The sequence below is a fragment of the Kocuria sp. LHG3120 genome, from assembly GCF_049897445.1.
In the GTDB taxonomy this organism is placed as follows: Bacteria; Actinomycetota; Actinomycetes; order Actinomycetales; family Micrococcaceae; genus Kocuria; species Kocuria rosea.
Genome location: NZ_JAFCWG010000001.1, coordinates 738,715 through 756,569, shown reverse-complemented (window position 1 = coordinate 756,569; position 17,855 = coordinate 738,715). Strand labels below are relative to the sequence as shown.

Annotated in this window: 13 protein-coding genes; 8 read left to right on the top strand and 5 right to left on the bottom strand. The window is 74.8% G+C overall.

Annotation, left to right across the window (positions count from 1 at the left end):
* The first annotated feature begins 15 nt into the window (after positions 1-15).
* From hrpB to ACP7CD_RS03500, 4 genes are all read left to right on the top strand, one after another.
* On the top strand, positions 16-2,592 hold the full coding sequence (gene hrpB / locus ACP7CD_RS03515) for an ATP-dependent helicase HrpB (RefSeq protein WP_426118859.1): 2,577 nt from the start codon (positions 16-18) through the stop codon (positions 2,590-2,592).
* Positions 2,593-2,882: 290 nt separating this feature from the next.
* The gene (locus tag ACP7CD_RS03510; protein WP_240722364.1) at positions 2,883-3,845 is read left to right on the top strand and encodes an HpcH/HpaI aldolase/citrate lyase family protein; all 963 of its coding nucleotides are present in this window, start codon (positions 2,883-2,885) and stop codon (positions 3,843-3,845) included.
* A 176-nt stretch (positions 3,846-4,021) separates the two neighbouring features.
* Positions 4,022-5,995, top strand: coding sequence for a penicillin-binding transpeptidase domain-containing protein (locus ACP7CD_RS03505; protein ID WP_426118857.1), 1,974 nt, complete (start codon positions 4,022-4,024; stop codon positions 5,993-5,995).
* A gap of 104 nt (positions 5,996-6,099) precedes the next feature.
* Positions 6,100-7,068, top strand: coding sequence for an L-lactate dehydrogenase (locus ACP7CD_RS03500; RefSeq protein ID WP_017832464.1), 969 nt, complete (start codon positions 6,100-6,102; stop codon positions 7,066-7,068).
* Between the two features lie 64 nt (positions 7,069-7,132).
* Here ACP7CD_RS03500 and putP read toward each other — a convergent pair whose 3' ends face one another.
* The gene (putP, locus tag ACP7CD_RS03495; RefSeq protein ID WP_017832463.1) at positions 7,133-8,629 is read right to left on the bottom strand and encodes a sodium/proline symporter PutP; all 1,497 of its coding nucleotides are present in this window, start codon (positions 8,627-8,629) and stop codon (positions 7,133-7,135) included.
* A gap of 173 nt (positions 8,630-8,802) precedes the next feature.
* Positions 8,803-10,284 carry a helix-turn-helix domain-containing protein gene (locus ACP7CD_RS03490; protein WP_017832462.1) on the bottom strand — a complete coding sequence of 494 codons (1,482 nt, stop codon included), beginning with the start codon at positions 10,282-10,284 and terminating at the stop codon, positions 8,803-8,805.
* 161 nt (positions 10,285-10,445) lie between these two features.
* Here ACP7CD_RS03490 and aceA point away from each other — a divergent pair, with 161 nt between their 5' ends.
* The gene (aceA, locus tag ACP7CD_RS03485; RefSeq protein WP_017832461.1) at positions 10,446-11,729 is read left to right on the top strand and encodes an isocitrate lyase; all 1,284 of its coding nucleotides are present in this window, start codon (positions 10,446-10,448) and stop codon (positions 11,727-11,729) included.
* A gap of 152 nt (positions 11,730-11,881) precedes the next feature.
* A complete protein-coding gene (gene aceB, locus ACP7CD_RS03480) occupies positions 11,882-13,555 on the top strand; it encodes a malate synthase A (protein WP_052132819.1) in 1,674 nt (557 codons plus the stop codon).
* Here aceB and gluQRS read toward each other — a convergent pair.
* Positions 13,477-14,478, bottom strand: a complete 1,002-nt coding sequence (gene gluQRS, locus ACP7CD_RS03475) for a tRNA glutamyl-Q(34) synthetase GluQRS (RefSeq protein WP_017832459.1) — start codon at positions 14,476-14,478, stop codon at positions 13,477-13,479. The two genes, aceB and gluQRS, sit on opposite strands and share 79 nt — an antisense overlap.
* A gap of 40 nt (positions 14,479-14,518) precedes the next feature.
* On the opposite strand from gluQRS, the gene ACP7CD_RS03470 reads away from it, so the two are divergent.
* Positions 14,519-15,412 (top strand): MBL fold metallo-hydrolase, encoded by an 894-nt coding sequence (locus tag ACP7CD_RS03470; protein ID WP_017832458.1) that lies wholly within the window; start codon positions 14,519-14,521, stop codon positions 15,410-15,412.
* Here the strand turns inward: ACP7CD_RS03470 and ACP7CD_RS03465 are convergent.
* Positions 15,345-16,193: a phosphatase PAP2 family protein gene (locus tag ACP7CD_RS03465; RefSeq protein WP_095651834.1), complete on the bottom strand. Its 849-nt coding sequence runs from the start codon at positions 16,191-16,193 to the stop codon at positions 15,345-15,347. The two genes, ACP7CD_RS03470 and ACP7CD_RS03465, sit on opposite strands and share 68 nt — an antisense overlap.
* A 130-nt stretch (positions 16,194-16,323) precedes the next feature.
* On the opposite strand from ACP7CD_RS03465, the gene ACP7CD_RS03460 reads away from it, so the two are divergent.
* A complete protein-coding gene (locus ACP7CD_RS03460) occupies positions 16,324-17,337 on the top strand; it encodes an o-succinylbenzoate synthase (protein WP_426118852.1) in 1,014 nt (337 codons plus the stop codon).
* Here the strand turns inward: ACP7CD_RS03460 and ACP7CD_RS03455 are convergent.
* A complete protein-coding gene (locus ACP7CD_RS03455) occupies positions 17,328-17,738 on the bottom strand; it encodes a hypothetical protein (RefSeq protein WP_035924992.1) in 411 nt (136 codons plus the stop codon). The two genes, ACP7CD_RS03460 and ACP7CD_RS03455, sit on opposite strands and share 10 nt — an antisense overlap.
* Positions 17,739-17,855 lie beyond the last annotated feature (117 nt).

Sequence of the window (17,855 nt, the reverse complement as noted above, 5' to 3'; positions counted from 1 at the left end):
TGGGAGACTGGGACGATGAGCCCCGTCCCCTTCGACCTCGCCCGGATCGGCGCCGGCCTGCCGGTCGCCGGGGTGCTCGGCGAGCTCCGCGCGGCCCTCGCCGGCGGCGTCGCCGTGGTGCAGGCCCCGCCCGGCACCGGCAAGACCACCCTGGTGCCCCCGCTGGTCGCCGACCTGCTGCACGAGCGCGCCACGGGTCCCGGGCCCGGCCGGGTGGTCGTCACCCAGCCCCGCCGGGTCGCCGCCCGCGCGGCGGCCCGGCGCCTGGCGCACCTGGCCGGGACCCGGGTGGGCGAGCTCGTGGGCCACACGGTGCGCGGCGACCGGCGCACCGGGGCCGGCACCCTCGTCGAGTTCCTCACGCCCGGCGTGCTCCTGCGCCGGCTGCTGCAGGACCCCGGGCTGCCCGGGGTGGGCGCCGTGGTCCTCGACGAGGTCCACGAGCGCGGTCTCGAGTCCGACCTGCTCGTCGGCATGCTGGCCGAGGTCCGGCAGCTGCGCGAGGACCTGGTGCTCGTCGCGATGTCCGCGACCCTCGACGCCCCGCGCTTCGCCGGGCTGTTGGGCGAGGGCGCCCCGGCCCCCGTGGTCGACTGCCCGGCCGCCCTCCACCCGCTCACGGTCCGGTGGGCCCCGGCCCCCGGCCGGCGCACCGACGAGCGCGGGGTCACCCGCCCGTTCCTCGACCACGTCGCCCGGACCGCGGCCGACGCCCACGCGCGGGCCCTGGCCCGGGACGGCGCCACGGACGCGCTCGTGTTCGTCCCCGGGGCGTGGGAGGTCGCCCAGGTCGCCCGGCGGCTGCGGGAGACCTGCCGCGGGACCGAGGTGCTCGAGCTGCACGGCTGGGTCGGGGCCGCCGAGCAGGACCGGGCGACCTCGGGACGCCGGCCCGGGGACCCGCCCCGCGTGGTCGTCTCCACGTCCCTGGCCGAGTCCTCCCTGACGGTGCCGGGCGTGCGCCTCGTGGTCGACTCCGGGCTCTCCCGCGAGCCCCGTCGGGACGCCGGCCGCGGCATGACGGGCCTGGTCACGGTGGCGGCCTCCCGGGCCTCGGCCGAGCAGCGGGCAGGCCGTGCCGCCCGGCTCGGGCCCGGGGAGGTCGTGCGCTGCTACGACGAGCGGACCTGGGCCGCGATGCCCCGCCACCTCACCCCCGAGCTCGCGGCCGCCGACCTCACGGGCGCCGCGCTGTTGCTCGCCTGCTGGGGCGCCCCCGGCGGACGGGGCCTGTCCCTGCCGGACCCCCTGCCCGCGCCGGCCCTGGCCGACGCCGTCGCCGTGCTGCACGGGCTCGGCGCGCTCGACGACGACGGCCGGGCCACCGCCACCGGCCGGCTGCTCGCGGCGGTGCCCGTGGACCCGCGCCTGGCCCGTGGCCTGCTGGACGGCGCCCGCGCGGTGGGTGCCCGGCCGGCGGCCGAGGTCGTCGCGATGGTCTCGGACGACCACCGCCCGCCCGGCGGGGACCTGACCCGCCTGCTCACCGAGCTGCGCGCCGGGCGGGCCCCGGACGCCCGCCGCTGGGCCGACGAGGCCCGCCGGCTGGAGCGGATCGCCACGGACCCGCCGTTCTCCGCAGCGCCCGCGCCGCCGGGCGCCGGGGACGTCCCGGCCGATTCCGTGACCGGTGCCGTCGTGGCGCTGGCCCTGCCGGAGCGGGTCGCCCGGAAGGTGGGGGACACCTACCTGCTCGCCTCTGGGACCCGTGCGGGACTGGCCCCGGGGAGCGGCCTGGCGGGCCACGAGTGGCTCGCCGTCGCGGACGTCACCCGGGCGTCCGGCCAGGCCGCCGCCGGGACCGGGGCGGTCGTGCGCGCCGCGGCGGCGCTCGACCGGCCCCTCGCCGAGCGCTGCGCCGAGCATCTGCTCACCGACGAGGTCCGCACCCGCTTCGAGGACGGGCGGGCGAGCGCCCGCCGGGTCCGCGCGCTCGGGGCGATCGAGCTGTCCTCGACCCCGGTGCGGCCCACCCCGGGGGCGGCCCGCGAGGCGGTGCGCGCCGCCCTGGCCGAGCAGGGCCTCGGCCTGCTCGGCTGGTCGGACGGCGCCGACCGGCTGAGGCGCCGGCTCGCGCTGCTCCACCACCGGCTCGGGGACCCGTGGCCCGACGTGTCCGACGCCGCCCTGCTCGACCGGCTCGACGAGTGGCTCGCCCCCGAGCTCGACGCCCTCGCCGCCGGCCGCCGGGTCGACCTCGCCGCGCCCCTGCGGCGGCTGCTCCCGTGGCCGGAGGCCGCCCGCCTCGACGAGCTCGCGCCCGAGCGGCTGACCGTGGCCAGCGGCTCCCGGGCCCGGATCGACTACCCGGCCGCCGACGACCCCGCCGGCCGGCCCGTGGTCAGCGTCAAGCTCCAGGAGTGCTTCGGGTGGGCGGCGTCCCCGGCCGTGGCCGGCGGCCGGGTCCCGGTCCTCTTCCACCTGCTCTCCCCGGCGGGTCGGCCACTGGCCGTGACCGACGACCTCGCCTCCTTCTGGTCCGGCCCCTACGCCCAGGTGCGCGCCGAGATGCGCGGCCGCTACCCCCGGCACCCCTGGCCCGAGGACCCCTGGACCGCGCCCGCGACCGCCCGCACCGCGCGCCGCTCCTGATCCCGGTCCCCGCGCACGAGCACGGCGGGTGGCGTCCCGGTGTGATCTGGGTTACGGTGGAGTCACCGCACCTGCCGAGCGCGTTGATCCAGCGCGCACGGACCGGCTCGCCCACCTCGCGATCCCCGGTCCGGGGCACGCACCGGCCGGACCCCCGCGACGCGATCGTTCCCGCGGGCCCGGCACCGGTCACGGTTCCGCCGGGCAGCACCTGCCCTCCCAGCACGGGTGCCCCGGCACATCTGTCACACCGCAGCTCGCTGCACCTCACGGAGAACGGGTACGCCCTCATGACTGCCACCTCGATCGAGACCTCGCCGACGACCCCGACCACCTCGTCCTTGCCGCTGGTTCCCCAGGTCGCCGCTCCAGCGGTCGGCCCGGAGCTCGCCCGCTCCTGGCTGCTCGTCAACGGCGCCCAGGCCGAGCGGTTCGCGGCGGCCCGGGCGAGCGCGGCCGACGTCGTCGTCCTGGACATCGAGGACTCTGTGGCGCCCAAGGACAAGGAGCGCGCCCGCCGCAACGTCATCAGCTGGCTGGACGCCCGGGACGAGCACGGCGAGCAGCACCACGCGTGGGTGCGGGTCAACGGCTTCGGCACCCAGTGGTGGGAGGAGGACCTCCGGGCCCTCGCCGGCGTCCGCGGCCTGGACGGCGTCATGCTGGCCATGGTCGAGTCCCCGGAGCACGTCACCCGCACCGCGGAGCTGCTCAAGGACACACGGATCGTGGCGCTCGTCGAGACGGCCCGCGGCGTGCAGCACCTGCAGGCCATCGCCGGCGCCCGCTCCACGTACCGCCTCGGCTTCGGCCTGGGCGACTTCCGGCGCGACACGGGCTTCGGGGAGAACCCCATGACGCTGGCCTACACGCGCTCGCAGTTCACCATCGCCTCCCGGGCGGCCAACCTGCCCGGCCCCATCGACGGGCCCGCCGTCGGCGCGCTCGGCCCCAAGCTGGCCGAGGCCACGTCCGTGACGCTGGAGTTCGGCATGACGGGCAAGCTGTGCCTGATGCCGGAGCAGACCGCCACGGTCAACGAGGGCCTGAGCCCGTCCCTGTCCGAGCTGTCCTGGGCCACCGAGTTCCTCCAGGAGTTCGACGCCGACGGCGGGGAGATCCGCAACGGCTCCGACCTGCCGCGCCTCGCCCGCGCCAAGAAGATCCTGGGCCTGGCCGGCGCCTTCGGCCTGAGCATCCCCGAGGGCTACGACGTCCACTTCGAGGCGCCGACCGACACGTACCACTGCTGATCCGGTGGTGAGGGGCCGGCACCCGGCCCCGCCCCCGCGCGGGAGCGCACCCCCTCCCCGCGCGTCCGACGGACCGGTGGGCGCCGTGCAGACACGGCGCCCACCGGTTCTTCCGTGTCCGGATCCCTCCGCCCCGGCCTGTCCCGTCCGGGGCGGGACGGACTAGATTCGACACCGTGCAGACTCCCCGCCCCGCCCCGCAGCCCCCGGCGTCCCGGCCCCGCCCCCGGCGGCCGAGGGCGGCCCTCCCGGTCGCCCTCTCCGCGGCCCTCCTCGCCACCGGCTGCTCGGCGCTCGCCCCCGACGGCGGGCGGGAGACCGCCGACCGGGTCGCCGCGGCCCTGGGCGCGGGCAGCGTCCAGGAGCTGTCCTTCGGCGACGTCGAGGGTCCCTCCGCCCAGGAGCAGTACGAGCGGATCACCGCGCCGCTCGGGGAGGCCGCCCCGGCCGTCGAGGTCTCCGCGGTCGAGGACACCGGACAGGAGGACCGCCGCGAGGCCACCCTGTCCTGGTCGTGGGACCTCCCGGGCGTGGCGCAGGACTGGGCGTACGACTCGGTCCTCCCGCTGGTCCGGACCGGGTCCGGCGACTGGGCCGCCGAGTGGTCCCCGGCCGTGGTGCACCCGGGCCTGGCGGCGGGGGAGGCCCTGCGCGCCCGGACGGTGGCCGCGGACCGCGGGGACATCCTCGGGGCGGACGGTGAGACGCTGGTGACGGAGCGCCCGATCCGGCGGGTGGGCATCGACCGGTCGCGGCTCGACGGGGCGGACCCCGAGGAAGCGGCCCGCCGGCTCGCCGAGGCCGTGGGCATCGACGCCGACGCCTACGCCGAGGCCGTCGGACAGGCCGGGCCCGAGGCGTTCGTCGAGGCCGTCCCGCTGCGGCTGGAGGATTTCCGGGAGCTGGACGCGGCGGAGATGGAGGCGGTCCCGGGCCTGCTCGTGGTCGAGGACGAGCTGCCGCTGGCGCCCTCCCGCGGCTTCGCCGCCGACCTGCTGGGCGGGGTGGCCGAGGCGACGGCCGAGGACGTGGCGGACTCCGGCGGGGAGCTCGCCCCCGGGACGGCGATCGGCCGCGGGGGAGTGCAGGAGCGCTTCGACGACCGGCTGCGCGGCACGCCCGGCGTCGTCGTCGAGGAGATCGGGGGCGAGCCCGCGGCCGGCGAGCCGCTGTTCGAGGTCCCGGCGGAGGCCGGCGAGCCGGTCGCGGTGACCCTGGACCGCGGGCTCCAGGCCACCGCCGGTGAGCTGCTGGCCGGGATCGAGTCCCCCTCGGCGGTCGTGGCCGTCCGGCCCTCCACGGGCGAGCTCGTCGCCTCGGCCAACGGGCCGGGCTCCGAGGGCTACTCCACCGCGCTGCTGGGCCGGTACGCGCCCGGCTCCACCTTCAAGGTGGTCACGGCCCTCGGGATGCTCCGGCAGGGCGACACCCCCGGGACGGTCGTGCAGTGCCCGCCGTCCACGACCGCCGCGGGCGTGCGGGTCGACAACGTCGAGTCCTATCCGGCCGAGTTCACCGGCTCGATCACCCTCACCGAGGCGCTCGCCCACTCCTGCAACACCACCTTCGTGGACCAGCACGACCGGATCGACCAGGCGGAGCTGGCCGAGGCCGCGGCCGCGCTCGGGATCGGGGTGCCCGCGGAGCTGTCCGTGCCCGCGTTCTGGGGTGAGGTCCCGCGGGAGGAGCCGCCGGCCCAGCACGCCGCCGCGATGTTCGGGCAGGGCCGCACGCTCGTGTCCCCGCTGAGCATGGCCGGGCTCACCGCCTCGGTCGCCGCCGGAGAGCTCGTCACCCCCCGGCTGGTCAGCACCGAGGGACTGCTCGACGAGGACGCCGCGACCCGGCCCGGACCGGAGGAGCCCCTGACCGCTGAGGAGGCGGAGCAGCTGCGCACCATGATGCGGGCCGTCGTCTCGTCCGGGCACCTGGGCGTGCTGCAGGGGCTCGAGCCGGACACCGCGATCGGCAAGACCGGCACGGCCGAGTTCGGCGACGAGGACCCGCCCCGGACCCACTCGTGGGTGATCGCCGAGCACGAGGACCTCGCCGTGGCGGTCTTCGTGGAGGACGGCGGCCTGGGCTCGGTCACCGGCGGACCCATCATGCGGGACTTCCTGGCCGCGGCCTCCGCGTCCACCGCCGGCTGAGCCGCGACACGGTGGCCCGGGCCCTTCCGCGGCCCGCGCCGCTGGCCCAGGATGGGAGCACACCGTCCGCAGCCGCGGACCACCGGACCACCGAGGAGTTCCCCGTGCCCGAGACCGTGCCCACCACTACCGCGAGAACCAAGATCGGCGTGGTCGGCGCCGGCTCCGTCGGCTCGTCCCTGGCCTACGCGGTCCTCATCAAGGGCGTCGCCCAGGAGGTGGCCCTCTACGACCTCGCCGGGGACCGGGTCCGCGCCGAGGGCCTGGACCTCGCCCACGGGGCCATGTTCACCCCCAGCTCCCGGGTGACCGGCTCCGACGACGTCGCCGTGCTGGCGGGCTCGGACGTCGTCTTCGTGACCGCCGGGGCCAAGCAGCGGCCCGGCCAGACCCGGATGGAGCTGGCGGGCGCCAACGCCGCGATCCTAGAGCAGCTGATGCCGCGGCTGGTGGAGCAGGCGCCCGAGGCCGTGTACGTGCTGGTGACCAATCCGTGCGACGTGCTCACGGTCATCGCGCAGAAGCTCACCGGCCTGCCCACGGAGCGGGTGATGTCCTCCGGGACCGTGCTGGACACGTCCCGGCTGCGGTGGCTGCTGGCCGAGGAGGGCGGGGTGTCCACCACGAGCGTGCACGCCACGATCGTCGGCGAGCACGGGGACACCGAGTTCCCCCTGTGGTCGAACGCGAACATCGGGCAGATCCCGCTGCGGGACTGGACCGTCGAGGGGCGGCGGCCCTTCACCGACGAGCGGCTGGACGAGATCACGCACCGGACGATCAACGCGGCGTACACGGTGATCCAGGGCAAGGGCGCCACCAACTACGCGATCGGCCTGGCCGGGGCGCGCGTGGCGGAGGCCGTGCTGCGGGACGAGCACGCCGTGCTGCCCGTCTCCACGGTCCTCGACGACTACCGGGGGATCAGCGGGGTCGCCCTGTCCGTGCCGTCGATCGTCGCGCGGCGGGGCGTCGTCGAGCGGCTGGCCGTGCCCATGGACGAGCAGGAGCTGGCCATGCTGCACCGCTCCGCCGAGGCGATCCGGGCCACCCTGGCCTCGATCGGGTACTGACCCCGGACGGCGCCGGGGCCCGTTCCGGCGTGCGGAACGGGCCCCGGCGGAGCGGTGCGAGAGGTCAGCGGGCGGCCATCTCGTCCTCCGCCGCGTGGGCGAGGCGCACGGCGTCGTCGAACTCGCGCTCGATCTCCTCGTCGCGCCGATAGGTGGCCTTCGAGACCAGCACGGCGGAGACGAGGCTCACGAGGAAGCCGGGGATGATCTCGTAGAGGTCGGCCCACGGGGTCACGGTCCACGCGAACACGGTGACCGCGCCCAGGAGCATTCCGGTGATCGCGCCCAGGTTCGTGAGCTTGCGCCAGAACAGGGACAGGATCACGATCGGGCCGAACGAGGCGCCGAAGCCGGCCCACGCGAACGCCACGAGGCCGAGGATCGTGTTGTTCTGCTCCCAGGCCAGGAACGTGGCGACGAGGGCGACGAGGGCCACGCCCGCGCGGCCCATCCACACCTGCTTGCGCTCGGAGGGGGACTCCTTGACCGTCAGCTTGTACAGGTCCTCCACCAGGGCGGAGGAGGAGACGATGAGCTGGGAGGAGACCGTGGACATGATCGCCGCGAGCACGGCCGCCAGCACGAAGCCGGCGATCACGGGGTGGAAGAAGACCTGCGCGAGGTCCAGGAACACGGACTCCGGGTCGGTCGGGCTCTCGTCCGGGCGGTTGCCGTAGTAGGCGACGCCGACCAGGGCGGTGGCGATCGCCCCGATGACGCTGAGCACCATCCAGGTCAGGCCGATCCGGCGGCCGGTCTTGGCGTCGGCGGGGGAGCGCATGGCCATGAAGCGGACGATGATGTGCGGCTGGCCGAAGTAGCCGAGGCCCCACGCCAGGGCCGAGATGACGCCGATGGCCGTGGCCCCGGACACCATGGAGAGGGCGTCGGGCTGGACGGCGCGGATGTTCTCCGCCATCTGGCCGAAGCCGCCCACGTTGATCACGCCCACGACGGGGACGAGGAGCAGGGCCGCGAACATCAGGAGGCCCTGGGCCACGTCCGTGTAGGTCGCACCGAGGAAGCCGCCGAAGAGCGTGTAGGCGATGGTGACGCCGACGACGAGGAGCAGCCCGGCGTGGTACGTCGAGCCGAAGGACGACTGGAAGAACAGCCCGCCGGCCACCATGCCGGAGGAGACGTAGAACGTGAAGAACACCAGGATGATGAGCCCGGAGACGATGCGCAGCAGCCTGCTGCCGCCCTTGAGCCGGTTGTCCAGGAAGGACGGGATCGTGATCGAGTTGTGCGAGACCTCGGTGTAGGAGCGCAGCCGGGGCGCGATGAACTTCCAGTTGACCCACGCGCCGACGATCAGGCCGACGGCGATCCACGCCTCGACCAGACCGGAGAGGAACACCGCGCCGGGCAGACCGAGCAGCAGCCAGCCGGACATGTCGGAGGCACCGGCGCTGAGGGCGGCGGTCCCGGGCTTGAGGTTGCGCCCGCCGAGCATGTAGTCGTCGAGGTTCTTCGTCCTGCTGTTGGCGTAGAGGCCGATCCCGATCATGGCGGCGAAGTAGATGACGATCGCGATCGTCTGGGCTATCTCTTGGGGCATGGTGTCCTTTCCGCCCGGAGCCGGCCCGGTGGAGCGCAGCGTCCAGGGGGGTGGGTGGAGCAGAGGTCCCACAGAACTTTACGCCCGCTCCCGGGCAGTGGCCAGCCACTACGGGTATAGGGAGGCGGTCCCGGGGGTGCGGGGAGACCGCGCCGGCGGCCCGCGGGGCCGGCTCAGGCGTCGTCGTGCGCCTGCAGGAACTCGTAGACCTCCCGCTCGTCGACGCCGGGGAAGGCCCCCTCCGGGAGGGCGGCGAGCACGTGCGAGTGGGCCCGGGTGTTGGGCCAGGCGTGGCCCGCCCACACCCGGCTGAGCTCCTCGGGCGGGCGCCGGCAGCACGAGGGGTCCGGGCAGGTCGACACCGTGCGGTGCGGGGTGTCGCGGCCGCGGAACCAGCGGGCGTCGGTGAACGCGACGCCCACGCCGATGGAGAACGCGCCCTGGCTCGAGAGCTCCGTGCGCGTGGAGCACCAGTACGTGCCGGAGGGGGTGTCCGTGTACTGGGCGAACGCCGTGAACTGGTTGGGCTGGTCGAAGACGGTGCGCCCGGACCACTTGCGGCAGGAGATCTGGCCCTCGATCGCCCCGGTGTGGTCCGTCGGGAACGCCAGCCCGTTGTTCTCGTAGGCCTTGTGGATCACCCCGGACGAGTGCACCTTGTGGAAGTGGGTGCGGATCCCCAGGTGCCGGGTGGCCAGGTTCGTGAAGCGGTGGCCCGCCGTCTCGTGGGAGACGGCGAAGCGGTCCTTGAGGTCCTCCAGGAAGAGGTCCCGGTCCTTCTTCGCCTCGAGCAGGAACGGGACGGTCTTGTCCTCCGGGAGCATCACCGCGGCGGCGAAGTAGTTGGTCTGCACGCGCTGGGCGAGGAACTCGGCGTAGTCCTTGGGCGGCTCGTGGCCCAGCACCTGGTGCCCCACGGCCTGGAGCAGCACCGCGCGGGGGTCGTGGTCCGCCCGGGGGCTCTGCACCAGGTAGATCCGCCGGTTGAGCAGGTCGGTCACCGAGCGGGTCGAGTGCGGGAGGTCGGTGACGTGGTGGATGCTGTAGCCGAGCCTGCCCACCATCTCGGAGATCACGGAGTTGGACACGGGACCCGAGGAGTAGCCGCCCAGGGTCAGCAGCTCCTTGGCGGCCTGCTCCAGGTCCGGGAAGTAGTTGTCCTGCGCCCGCATGAGCCGGCGCAGCTGCACGTTGGCCCGGCGGGCCTCCTCCGGGGTGGCCGAGTTCTTCTCGAGGGCCTCGGCCAGCCGCTCCTGCAGGGCCACGAGCGCCTCGAGCACCTCGGTGGACAGCGCGGAGCTGACCCGGACGGTCGGCAGCCCCAGCTGCTCGTAGAACGGGGAGCGCTGGGCGCGCTCGAGCTGGATCTCGAGCGCCTCCCGCCGGGTGCCGGGCTCGGCCCCGAGCAGGGCGTCCACGCTCGTGCCCAGGACCTCGGCGAGGCGCCGCAGCAGGCTGAGCCGGGGCTCGCGGCGCCCGTTCTCGATCACGGACAGCTGCGAGGTGGCGGTGCCCGCCCGGTCGGCGAGCTCCGCGAGCGTCATGCCGCGGTCCTTGCGCAGCGAGCGGATGCGCCGGCCGAGACCGATCAGGTCGGTGCTGCCGGCCGGCTCCGCCGTCGTCGGTTCCTCGGTGCCCCAAGCGCTGGTCGTCATTTCTTCACGATAGACGAATAACGGCGAAAGTTCGACGAGAAATGTGGGGTTGATCCGGGTTGAACTGGGGCAAAGTGGGATGTGTCACCACGGAGGAGTGAACTTCCCGGTGACCCCGAAGCCGAAGCACCCGTTCTCGGACCACTCAACGAGGAGCCGACATGTCCTACCCCAACGCCCCCAAGACCGCCGACGAGATCCGCCAGGAGTGGGACGCCGATCCCCGCTGGGCGCAGATCACCCGCGACTACACGGCGGAGGAGGTCGTCCGCCTGCGCGGCACGGTGCAGGAGGAGATGACCCTGGCCCGCCGCGGCGCGGAGCAGCTGTGGGAGAAGCTGCACACCGAGGACTTCGTGAACTCCCTGGGCGCCCTGACCGGCAACCAGGCGGTCCAGCAGGTCAAGGCCGGTCTCAAGGCCATCTACCTCTCCGGCTGGCAGGTCGCCGGCGACGCGAACCTCGCGGGCCAGACCTACCCCGACCAGTCGATCTACCCCGCGAACTCCGTCCCGGCGGTCGTGCGGCGGATCAACAACGCACTGATGCGCGCCGACCAGATCGAGCACTCCGAGGGCACGAGCACGGTCGAGGACTGGCTGGTCCCGATCGTGGCCGACGCCGAGGCCGGCTTCGGCGGCCCGCTCAACGCCTACGAGCTCATGAAGTCCATGATCGCCGCCGGCGCGGCCGGCGTGCACTGGGAGGACCAGCTGGCCTCCGAGAAGAAGTGCGGCCACCTGGGCGGCAAGGTGCTCATCCCCACCCAGCAGCACGTCCGCACCCTGAGCGCGGCCCGGCTCGCGGCCGACGTCGCCGACGTCCCCTCGCTGATCATCGCCCGCACCGACGCGGAGGCGGCCACCCTGATCACCTCGGACGTGGACGACCGCGACAAGCCGTTCGTCACCGGCGAGCGCACCGCGGAGGGCTACTACAAGGTCCGCAACGGCCTCGAAGCCTGCATCGCCCGCGGCAACGCGTACGCCCCGTATGCCGACCTGCTGTGGATGGAGACGGGCACCCCGGACCTCGAGCTGGCCAAGAAGTTCGCCGACGGCATCCACGCGGAGCACCCCGACCAGATGCTCGCCTACAACTGCTCGCCGTCCTTCAACTGGAAGAAGCACCTGGACGACGCCACGATCGCCAAGTTCCAGCGCGAGCTGGGCGCGATGGGCTTCAAGTTCCAGTTCATCACCCTGGCCGGCTTCCACGCCCTGAACTACTCGATGTTCGACCTCGCCCACGGCTACGCCCGCAACCAGATGACGGCCTACGTGGAGCTGCAGGAGCGGGAGTTCGCGGCCGAGGAGCGCGGCTACACCGCCACCCGCCACCAGCGCGAGGTCGGCACCGGCTACTTCGACCTGGTCTCCACCGTCCTCAACCCGCAGTCCTCCACCACGGCGCTGGCCGGGTCCACCGAGACCGCCCAGTTCTGAGCCGAACGGCCCTGAGCCGAACGGCCGTGACCGGCCGGGGGCCCGACAGGGTCCCCGGCCGCGCCGCATCCGACGACGACCCGCTCCGGCGCCCTCCGGGGCCGCCCCACCCGAACTCCCCAGGACACTCTTCAGGCGAGGACCCAGCCATGATGACCATGACCAGCAACCCCGTGACGATCAACGGCGTGACCCTCACCGGTCACCACGTGCCCCGGCAGAACAGTGTGCTCACCCCCGACGCGCTCGGCTTCCTCGCGGCGCTGCACCGCGAGTTCGAGCCCCGCCGGCGCGAGCTGCTGGCCGCCCGCGAGGAGCGGCGCAAGGCGATCGCCCGCGGCACCGACCCCACGTTCCTGCCCGAGACGCGGAGGATCCGCGAGGACGACTCCTGGCGCGTGCCCCCGCCCCCGCCCGGGCTCGAGGACCGCCGCGTGGAGATCACCGGTCCCACCGAGCGGAAGATGACCATCAACGCCCTCAACTCCGGGGCGAAGGTGTGGCTCGCGGACATGGAGGACGCCAACACCCCGCACTGGACGAACGTGGTCACCAACCAGCTCAACCTCATCGACGCGCTCGAGGGGACCATCGAGTTCACCAACCCGGACGGCAAGAAGTACGCGCTGAAGAACAGGGACGCCCGGGCCAACCCGACCATCGTGGTGCGGCCCCGCGGGTGGCACTTCGAGGAGAGGCACCTGTCCGTGCGGGACGAGCCCATCGCGGGCGCCATCGTGGACTTCGGCCTGTACTTCTTCCACAACGCGCGCCGGCTCAAGAAGCTCGGCCTGGGCCCCTACTTCTACCTGCCCAAGACCGAGTCCCACCAGGAGGCGCGGCTGTGGCACGACATCTTCAGCCGGGCGGAGTCCATGCTGGGGACGGACCGCGGCACCATCCGCGCCACCGTGCTGATCGAGACGATCACCGCGGCCTTCGAGATGGAGGAGATCCTCCACGAGCTCGGGGAGCACGCCGCGGGGCTCAACGCCGGCCGCTGGGACTACATCTTCTCCATCATCAAGAACTTCCGGACCCGCGGGCCCCGCTTCATCCTCCCGGACCGCAACGCGGTGACCATGACGCAGCCGTTCATGCGGGCCTACACCGAGCAGCTCGTGCGGGCCTGCCACCGCCGCGGGGCGATGGCCATCGGCGGGATGGCCGCGTTCATCCCCTCCCGCCGGGACGAGGAGGTCAACCGCACCGCGATCGAGAAGGTGCAGGCCGACAAGACCCGCGAGGCCGAGGACGGGTTCGACGGGTCCTGGGTGGCCCACCCTGACCTGGTCCCCGTGTGCCGCGAGGTCTTCGACGCGGTGCTCGGCGACCGCCCGAACCAGCTGGACCGGCTCCGCGAGGACGTGGTGCCCGACGACAAGGCGCTCATCGACATCGCCTCGGCCGAGGGGAGGATCACCGAGGTGGGGATCCGCAACAACGTGGAGGTGGGGATCCGCTACATCGAGGCGTGGCTGCGCGGCAACGGCGCCGTGGGCATCCACAACCTGATGGAGGACGCCGCGACCGCGGAGATCTCCCGCTCCCAGATCTGGCAGTGGGTGAACACCCGCGCCATCACGGACGAGGGCGAGGAGATCACCCGGGACTGGGTGCAGGAGCTGCTGGAGGAGGAGTTCGCGAGGATCGAGCGCGCCGACGGCGACCGCTTCGACGACGCCCGCGCCATCTTCGAGGAGGTGGCCCTGGGCGACGACTACCCCGCGTTCCTGACCACCCCCGCCTACGAGCGGTTCCTGGCCGAGCCCGAGGACCCGCACGCCCCGGAGGAGGCCGGCACCTCCGCGTCCTCGCGCGCCTGAGCGGCCCACCGGGCGGGGTCCACTACCCAGGGCGCCCGGGGCAGGACGTCCTCGTCGAACACGGCGAGGACGTCCTGCGCCGACCGGACCGGGCCGGGGAGGCCCAGCGACGCGGCCATCCAGCCCAGCACCTCCTCGGCGCCGTGCCCCGCCGCGGCGAGCTCGGCGAGGGTCACGGCGCCGTCCCGCTTGGCGAGGCGCTGCCCGTGCGCGTTGAGCACGAGCGGCACGTGCACCCACTCCGGCTCGTCCAGACCGAGCACCGAGGCCAGGTACGCCTGCCGGGGGGTCGAGGGCAGCAGGTCGTCGCCCCGGACCACCTGGTCCACGCCCTGGTGGGCGTCGTCGAGGACCACCGCGAGGTTGTAGGCGGGGCGGCCGTCGTTGCGCAGCAGCACGAAGTCGTCGACGAGCCCCGTGAACGCCCCGGCCCAGCGGTCCACGACCGTGCGGGAGCGCACGTCCGCGCGCAGCCGCACCGCCGGGGGCCGCTCCCGGCGGCGCCGCGCCCGCTCGGCGTCGCCGAGGTCCCGGCACGTGCCCGGATAGGCGCCCGGGGCCCCGTGCGGCGCGCTCGCGGCCGCCTGCACCTCCCGGCGCGTGCAGTAGCACTCGTAGGTGCGCCCCGCCGCGGTGAGACGCTCCACCACGGCCCGGTGCTCGGCCTCCCGCGAGGACTGCAGCAGCGGCGGGCCGTCCCAGTCGAGGCCCAGCCGGGCGAGGTCCGCGAGCTGCCGCTCGGCCGCCCCCGGCCGCACCCGGTCGATGTCCTCGACGCGCAGGACGAAGCCCCGGCCCGTGGAGCGCGCGAGGGCCCACGCGAGCAGCGCCGTGCGGAGGTTGCCGAGGTGGAGGTCCCCCGAGGGGGACGGAGCATAGCGGCCGGCGCCTCCGGCCGCACGGCCCGAGGACGGAGCGGTCATGGTTGCCAGGATAGCCAGCGGCGGTCGGTACCCTGGTCGGGTGGCGCGCATCAACGAAATCCGCGACGGCGTCTTCGCCGTGAGCACGGACAACTGGAGGCTGAACTCCGGGGTCGTGCTCGGGTCCCGTCGCGCCCTCGTGATCGACACGGGCGCGGGCCCGCGCCAGGCCCGCGAGATCCTCGAGGCCGTCCGCTCGCTCACGGGCCTGCCGCTGACGGTGGTGAACACCCACGCCCACTACGACCACTTCCTGGGCAACGCCGTGTTCCAGCGCGCCGGGGCCGAGGACTTCTGGGCGCACCGCGGCTGCGCGGCGGCGATCCAGGCGCACGGCGACTTCCAGCGCTCCTTCGTGGGCACCCACGAGCCCGAGATGGCCGCCGCCGAGGGGCCGGACACCCGTCTCGTCGTGCCCAACCGGCACCTGCCGGGCACGGGCCGGCGCCCCGCCCTGACCCGGGTGGACCTGGGGGAGCGGGCGGCGGTGCTCTTCTCCTTCGGCCCGGGCCACACCGACAACGACCTCTGCGTGGGCGTCGACGACGTCGTGTTCACCGGGGACCTCGTGGAGCAGGGCGCCGACCCCAGCTTCGACGACTCCTACCCGCGGGGCTGGGCCACGGCCCTCGAGAGCCTGGCCGCCCTCGACCGGTACCAGGTCTTCGTCCCCGGCCACGGCAACCCGGTGGAGCGCGGCTTCGTGCTCCAGCAGGCCCGGCTCATGCGCACCGCGATCGAGCGGGTGGACGCGAGCGAGGCCGCCGCGGCGCAGCCGGACGGCATGCGGCCCGTGACGGCCTCGATGTTCCGCCTGCCCTACAACCCGGGGGCGGCGCGGATCCTCCTGGACCGGCTCGAGCGGATCAGGGCCGAGGACGCCGCGACCGAGGAGCTTGCAGCGCTGTCAGCGCCGCTGCCGCCAGGAGACTGACCCCGAGGATCGCCGCGCACGCCGCGACCGCAGCCCAGCCCCCGCCCGGCACGCGCAGGGCCGCCCACAGCGGCAGCAGGCCGACCAGCAGGGCCCCCGCGCCGGAGGCGGCCAGCAGGGCGGTCAGGCCCCCGCCGGGCGCGGGTCGCTCCACGGGCCCGGTCAGGCGCAGCACGAGCCCGCCCAGGGCGGCCCAGCCCGCCACGACCAGCAGGGACGCCACGACGTCCGAGGGCCGGTGCCAGCCGTTCAGCAGCGTGGCCACCCCGGTCGCGGTTGTGGCGGCCGCCCCCAGCAGCCCGACCACCGGCCGGGAGGGGGCGGGGGCCGCGAGCAGCACCACCGCCACGGCGGCGGCCGCGGCGGCCGTGTGCCCGGACGGGAAGGAGTTGACGGCGACCTCCTGGATCCCGAGGTCCGGCTTCTCCAGCAGCACCCGCTTGAGCAGCTGGACCGTGAGGTTGGAGAGCACGACCACCGCCGCCCCGACCACCGCCGGGGCGAGGCGCCGGGAGCGCACGGCCAGGACCGCGAGGCACAGGGCGGAGACGGCGCCCACCACCCACGGGACCGAGTCGAGCAGCTGGGCGGCGCGGTCGGAGAGGTCGGGGAAGGCGCCGCTCGCCTGGCGCAGGGCCAGCTCGTCGAGCCACTGCCCGGTCGCGGTGGTGAGGGCCACGACCCCGACCAGCGCGGCCGACGCCCACAGGGCGGCGGCGCCGAGCAGGTGGCCCAGGACCTGCAGGACGGTGGGTGCGGGGCGGCGGGCGATCGTGGTCATCGAGCTCCTGGGCGGTGGTGCGGATCGTCGGGGCGCGGGCACGGCCGCGGCCGTGCGGGCACCCGCGGAGCCCTCATCATTCCACGCACGGATCGGAGCGGGCTGAGAGGCGCCGCCTAGGCTGGGGAGCATGCTCCCCGCCGTGGTCCTGCCCCCGCTCGACGACCTGCTCGCGCACGCGCACGTCGTCGCCCTGCCGATGCGGGTGCGCTTCCGCGGCGTCGACGTGCGCGAGTCGGTGCTCCTGCGCGGCCCGGCGGGGTGGGGGGAGTTCGGCCCGTTCCCCGAGTACGGGGACGCCGAGGCGGGCGCCTGGCTCCGCGCCGCGGTCGACGCCGCGTGGCACGGCTTCCCGGCGCCCCGGCGCACGCGCATCCCCGTCAACGCGACCGTGCCCGCCGTGCCGGCGGCCCGGGTCCGGGAGGTCCTCGCCGGTTTTGGGGGCGGGGTGCGTGCCGTGAAGATCAAGGTCGCCGAGCGCGGCCAGGGGCCGGGGGACGACGACGCCCGGGTCGCGGCCGTGCGGGCCCTGCTGCCGGAGGCCGAGCTGCGGGTGGACGCCAACGGCGGGTGGGACGTGCCCACGGCCCTCGCGGCCCTGGAACGGCTCGGGCGGCACGGGCTCGCGTACGCGGAGCAGCCCGTGCCCACGATCGAGGGCCTCGCCGCCGTCCGGGAGGGCCTCGCCGACCGGGGCGTGGCGGTGCTGGTGGCCGCGGACGAGTCCGTGCGCAAGGAGGACGACCCCCTGGCGGTGGCCCGGGCGGGCGCCGCCGACCTGCTCGTGGTCAAGGCGGCCCCGCTGGGCGGGGTGCGCCGCGCCCTGGACGTGGTCGCCCAGGCCGGCCTGCCGGCGGTGGTCAGCTCCGCCCTGGACACCTCCGTGGGCATCCGGGCGGGTCTCGCGCTCGCCGCCGCCCTGCCCGAGCTCCCGTACGCCTGCGGGCTCGGGACGGTGTCCCTCATGCGGGCGGACGTCCTGCGGGAGCCGCTGCGGCCGGTGGGCGGGATGCTCGAGCTGCGGGACGCGGTCCCGGACCCCGAGCTGCTGGCGCGCCACGCCGTGCCCGCCGACCGGCGCCGGTGGTGGCTGGAGCGGCTGCGCCGCATGCACGCCCTGGCCGGGGTCGCGCCTCACCCCTGAGCCGCGACCCCCAGGACCTCGGCCCGGAGCCGGTCCAGGTCCACCGGCTCGCCCTCGTGCAGCCCGTGGCCCCGGACCCAGGCCCGAGCGGCGCGCCACACGTCGTCGCAGCCGAGCTCCATGTCGGGGTGGGCGGCGCCGATCCGGGTCTGGGCCGTGTGCTCGGGGTCGTCGCCCGTGAAGGAGAAGACCGCCACGGGGCTGCAGGCGAGCCCCACCACCCCGCGGACGGAGGCGATGATCCGTCCGTGCAGGCAGTCCCCCGGGTGGAGGTCCCACGCGCGGTGGATGCTCAGGCAGTCCACGGCCGCACGCCGGTACCCGTGCGCGCCGTGCTCGTGCGGAACGTTCCCCCCGTGCTCCCGCGGGGACAGCAGTCCCCCCTCTGGTTCGGTGTGCATCGCGCGCCTCCTCCGCCGGTGTCCCGGCCGGCTCCGCCGCCGCGGCGGCACGGCCCGTGGGCGGATCGAGCAGAAGGAGGGGGGTCTTCCGGACGTTCCCGGTCACGGTCCGGGGCG

Excerpts from the sequence above, each read along its gene's own strand:
- putP (WP_017832463.1), bottom strand. The coding sequence starts at position 8,629 with ATGCCCCAAGAGATAGCCCAGACGATCGCGATCGTCATCTACTTCGCC.
- hrpB (WP_426118859.1), top strand. The coding sequence starts at position 16 with ATGAGCCCCGTCCCCTTCGACCTCGCCCGGATCGGCGCCGGCCTGCCG.
- ACP7CD_RS03510 (WP_240722364.1), top strand. The coding sequence starts at position 2,883 with ATGACTGCCACCTCGATCGAGACCTCGCCGACGACCCCGACCACCTCG.
- ACP7CD_RS03455 (WP_035924992.1), bottom strand. The coding sequence starts at position 17,738 with ATGCACACCGAACCAGAGGGGGGACTGCTGTCCCCGCGGGAGCACGGG.
- aceA (WP_017832461.1), top strand. The coding sequence starts at position 10,446 with ATGTCCTACCCCAACGCCCCCAAGACCGCCGACGAGATCCGCCAGGAG.
- gluQRS (WP_017832459.1), bottom strand. The coding sequence starts at position 14,478 with ATGACCGCTCCGTCCTCGGGCCGTGCGGCCGGAGGCGCCGGCCGCTAT.
- ACP7CD_RS03460 (WP_426118852.1), top strand. The coding sequence starts at position 16,324 with ATGCTCCCCGCCGTGGTCCTGCCCCCGCTCGACGACCTGCTCGCGCAC.
- ACP7CD_RS03490 (WP_017832462.1), bottom strand. The coding sequence starts at position 10,284 with ATGACGACCAGCGCTTGGGGCACCGAGGAACCGACGACGGCGGAGCCG.
- aceB (WP_052132819.1), top strand. The coding sequence starts at position 11,882 with ATGACCATGACCAGCAACCCCGTGACGATCAACGGCGTGACCCTCACC.
- ACP7CD_RS03465 (WP_095651834.1), bottom strand. The coding sequence starts at position 16,193 with ATGACCACGATCGCCCGCCGCCCCGCACCCACCGTCCTGCAGGTCCTG.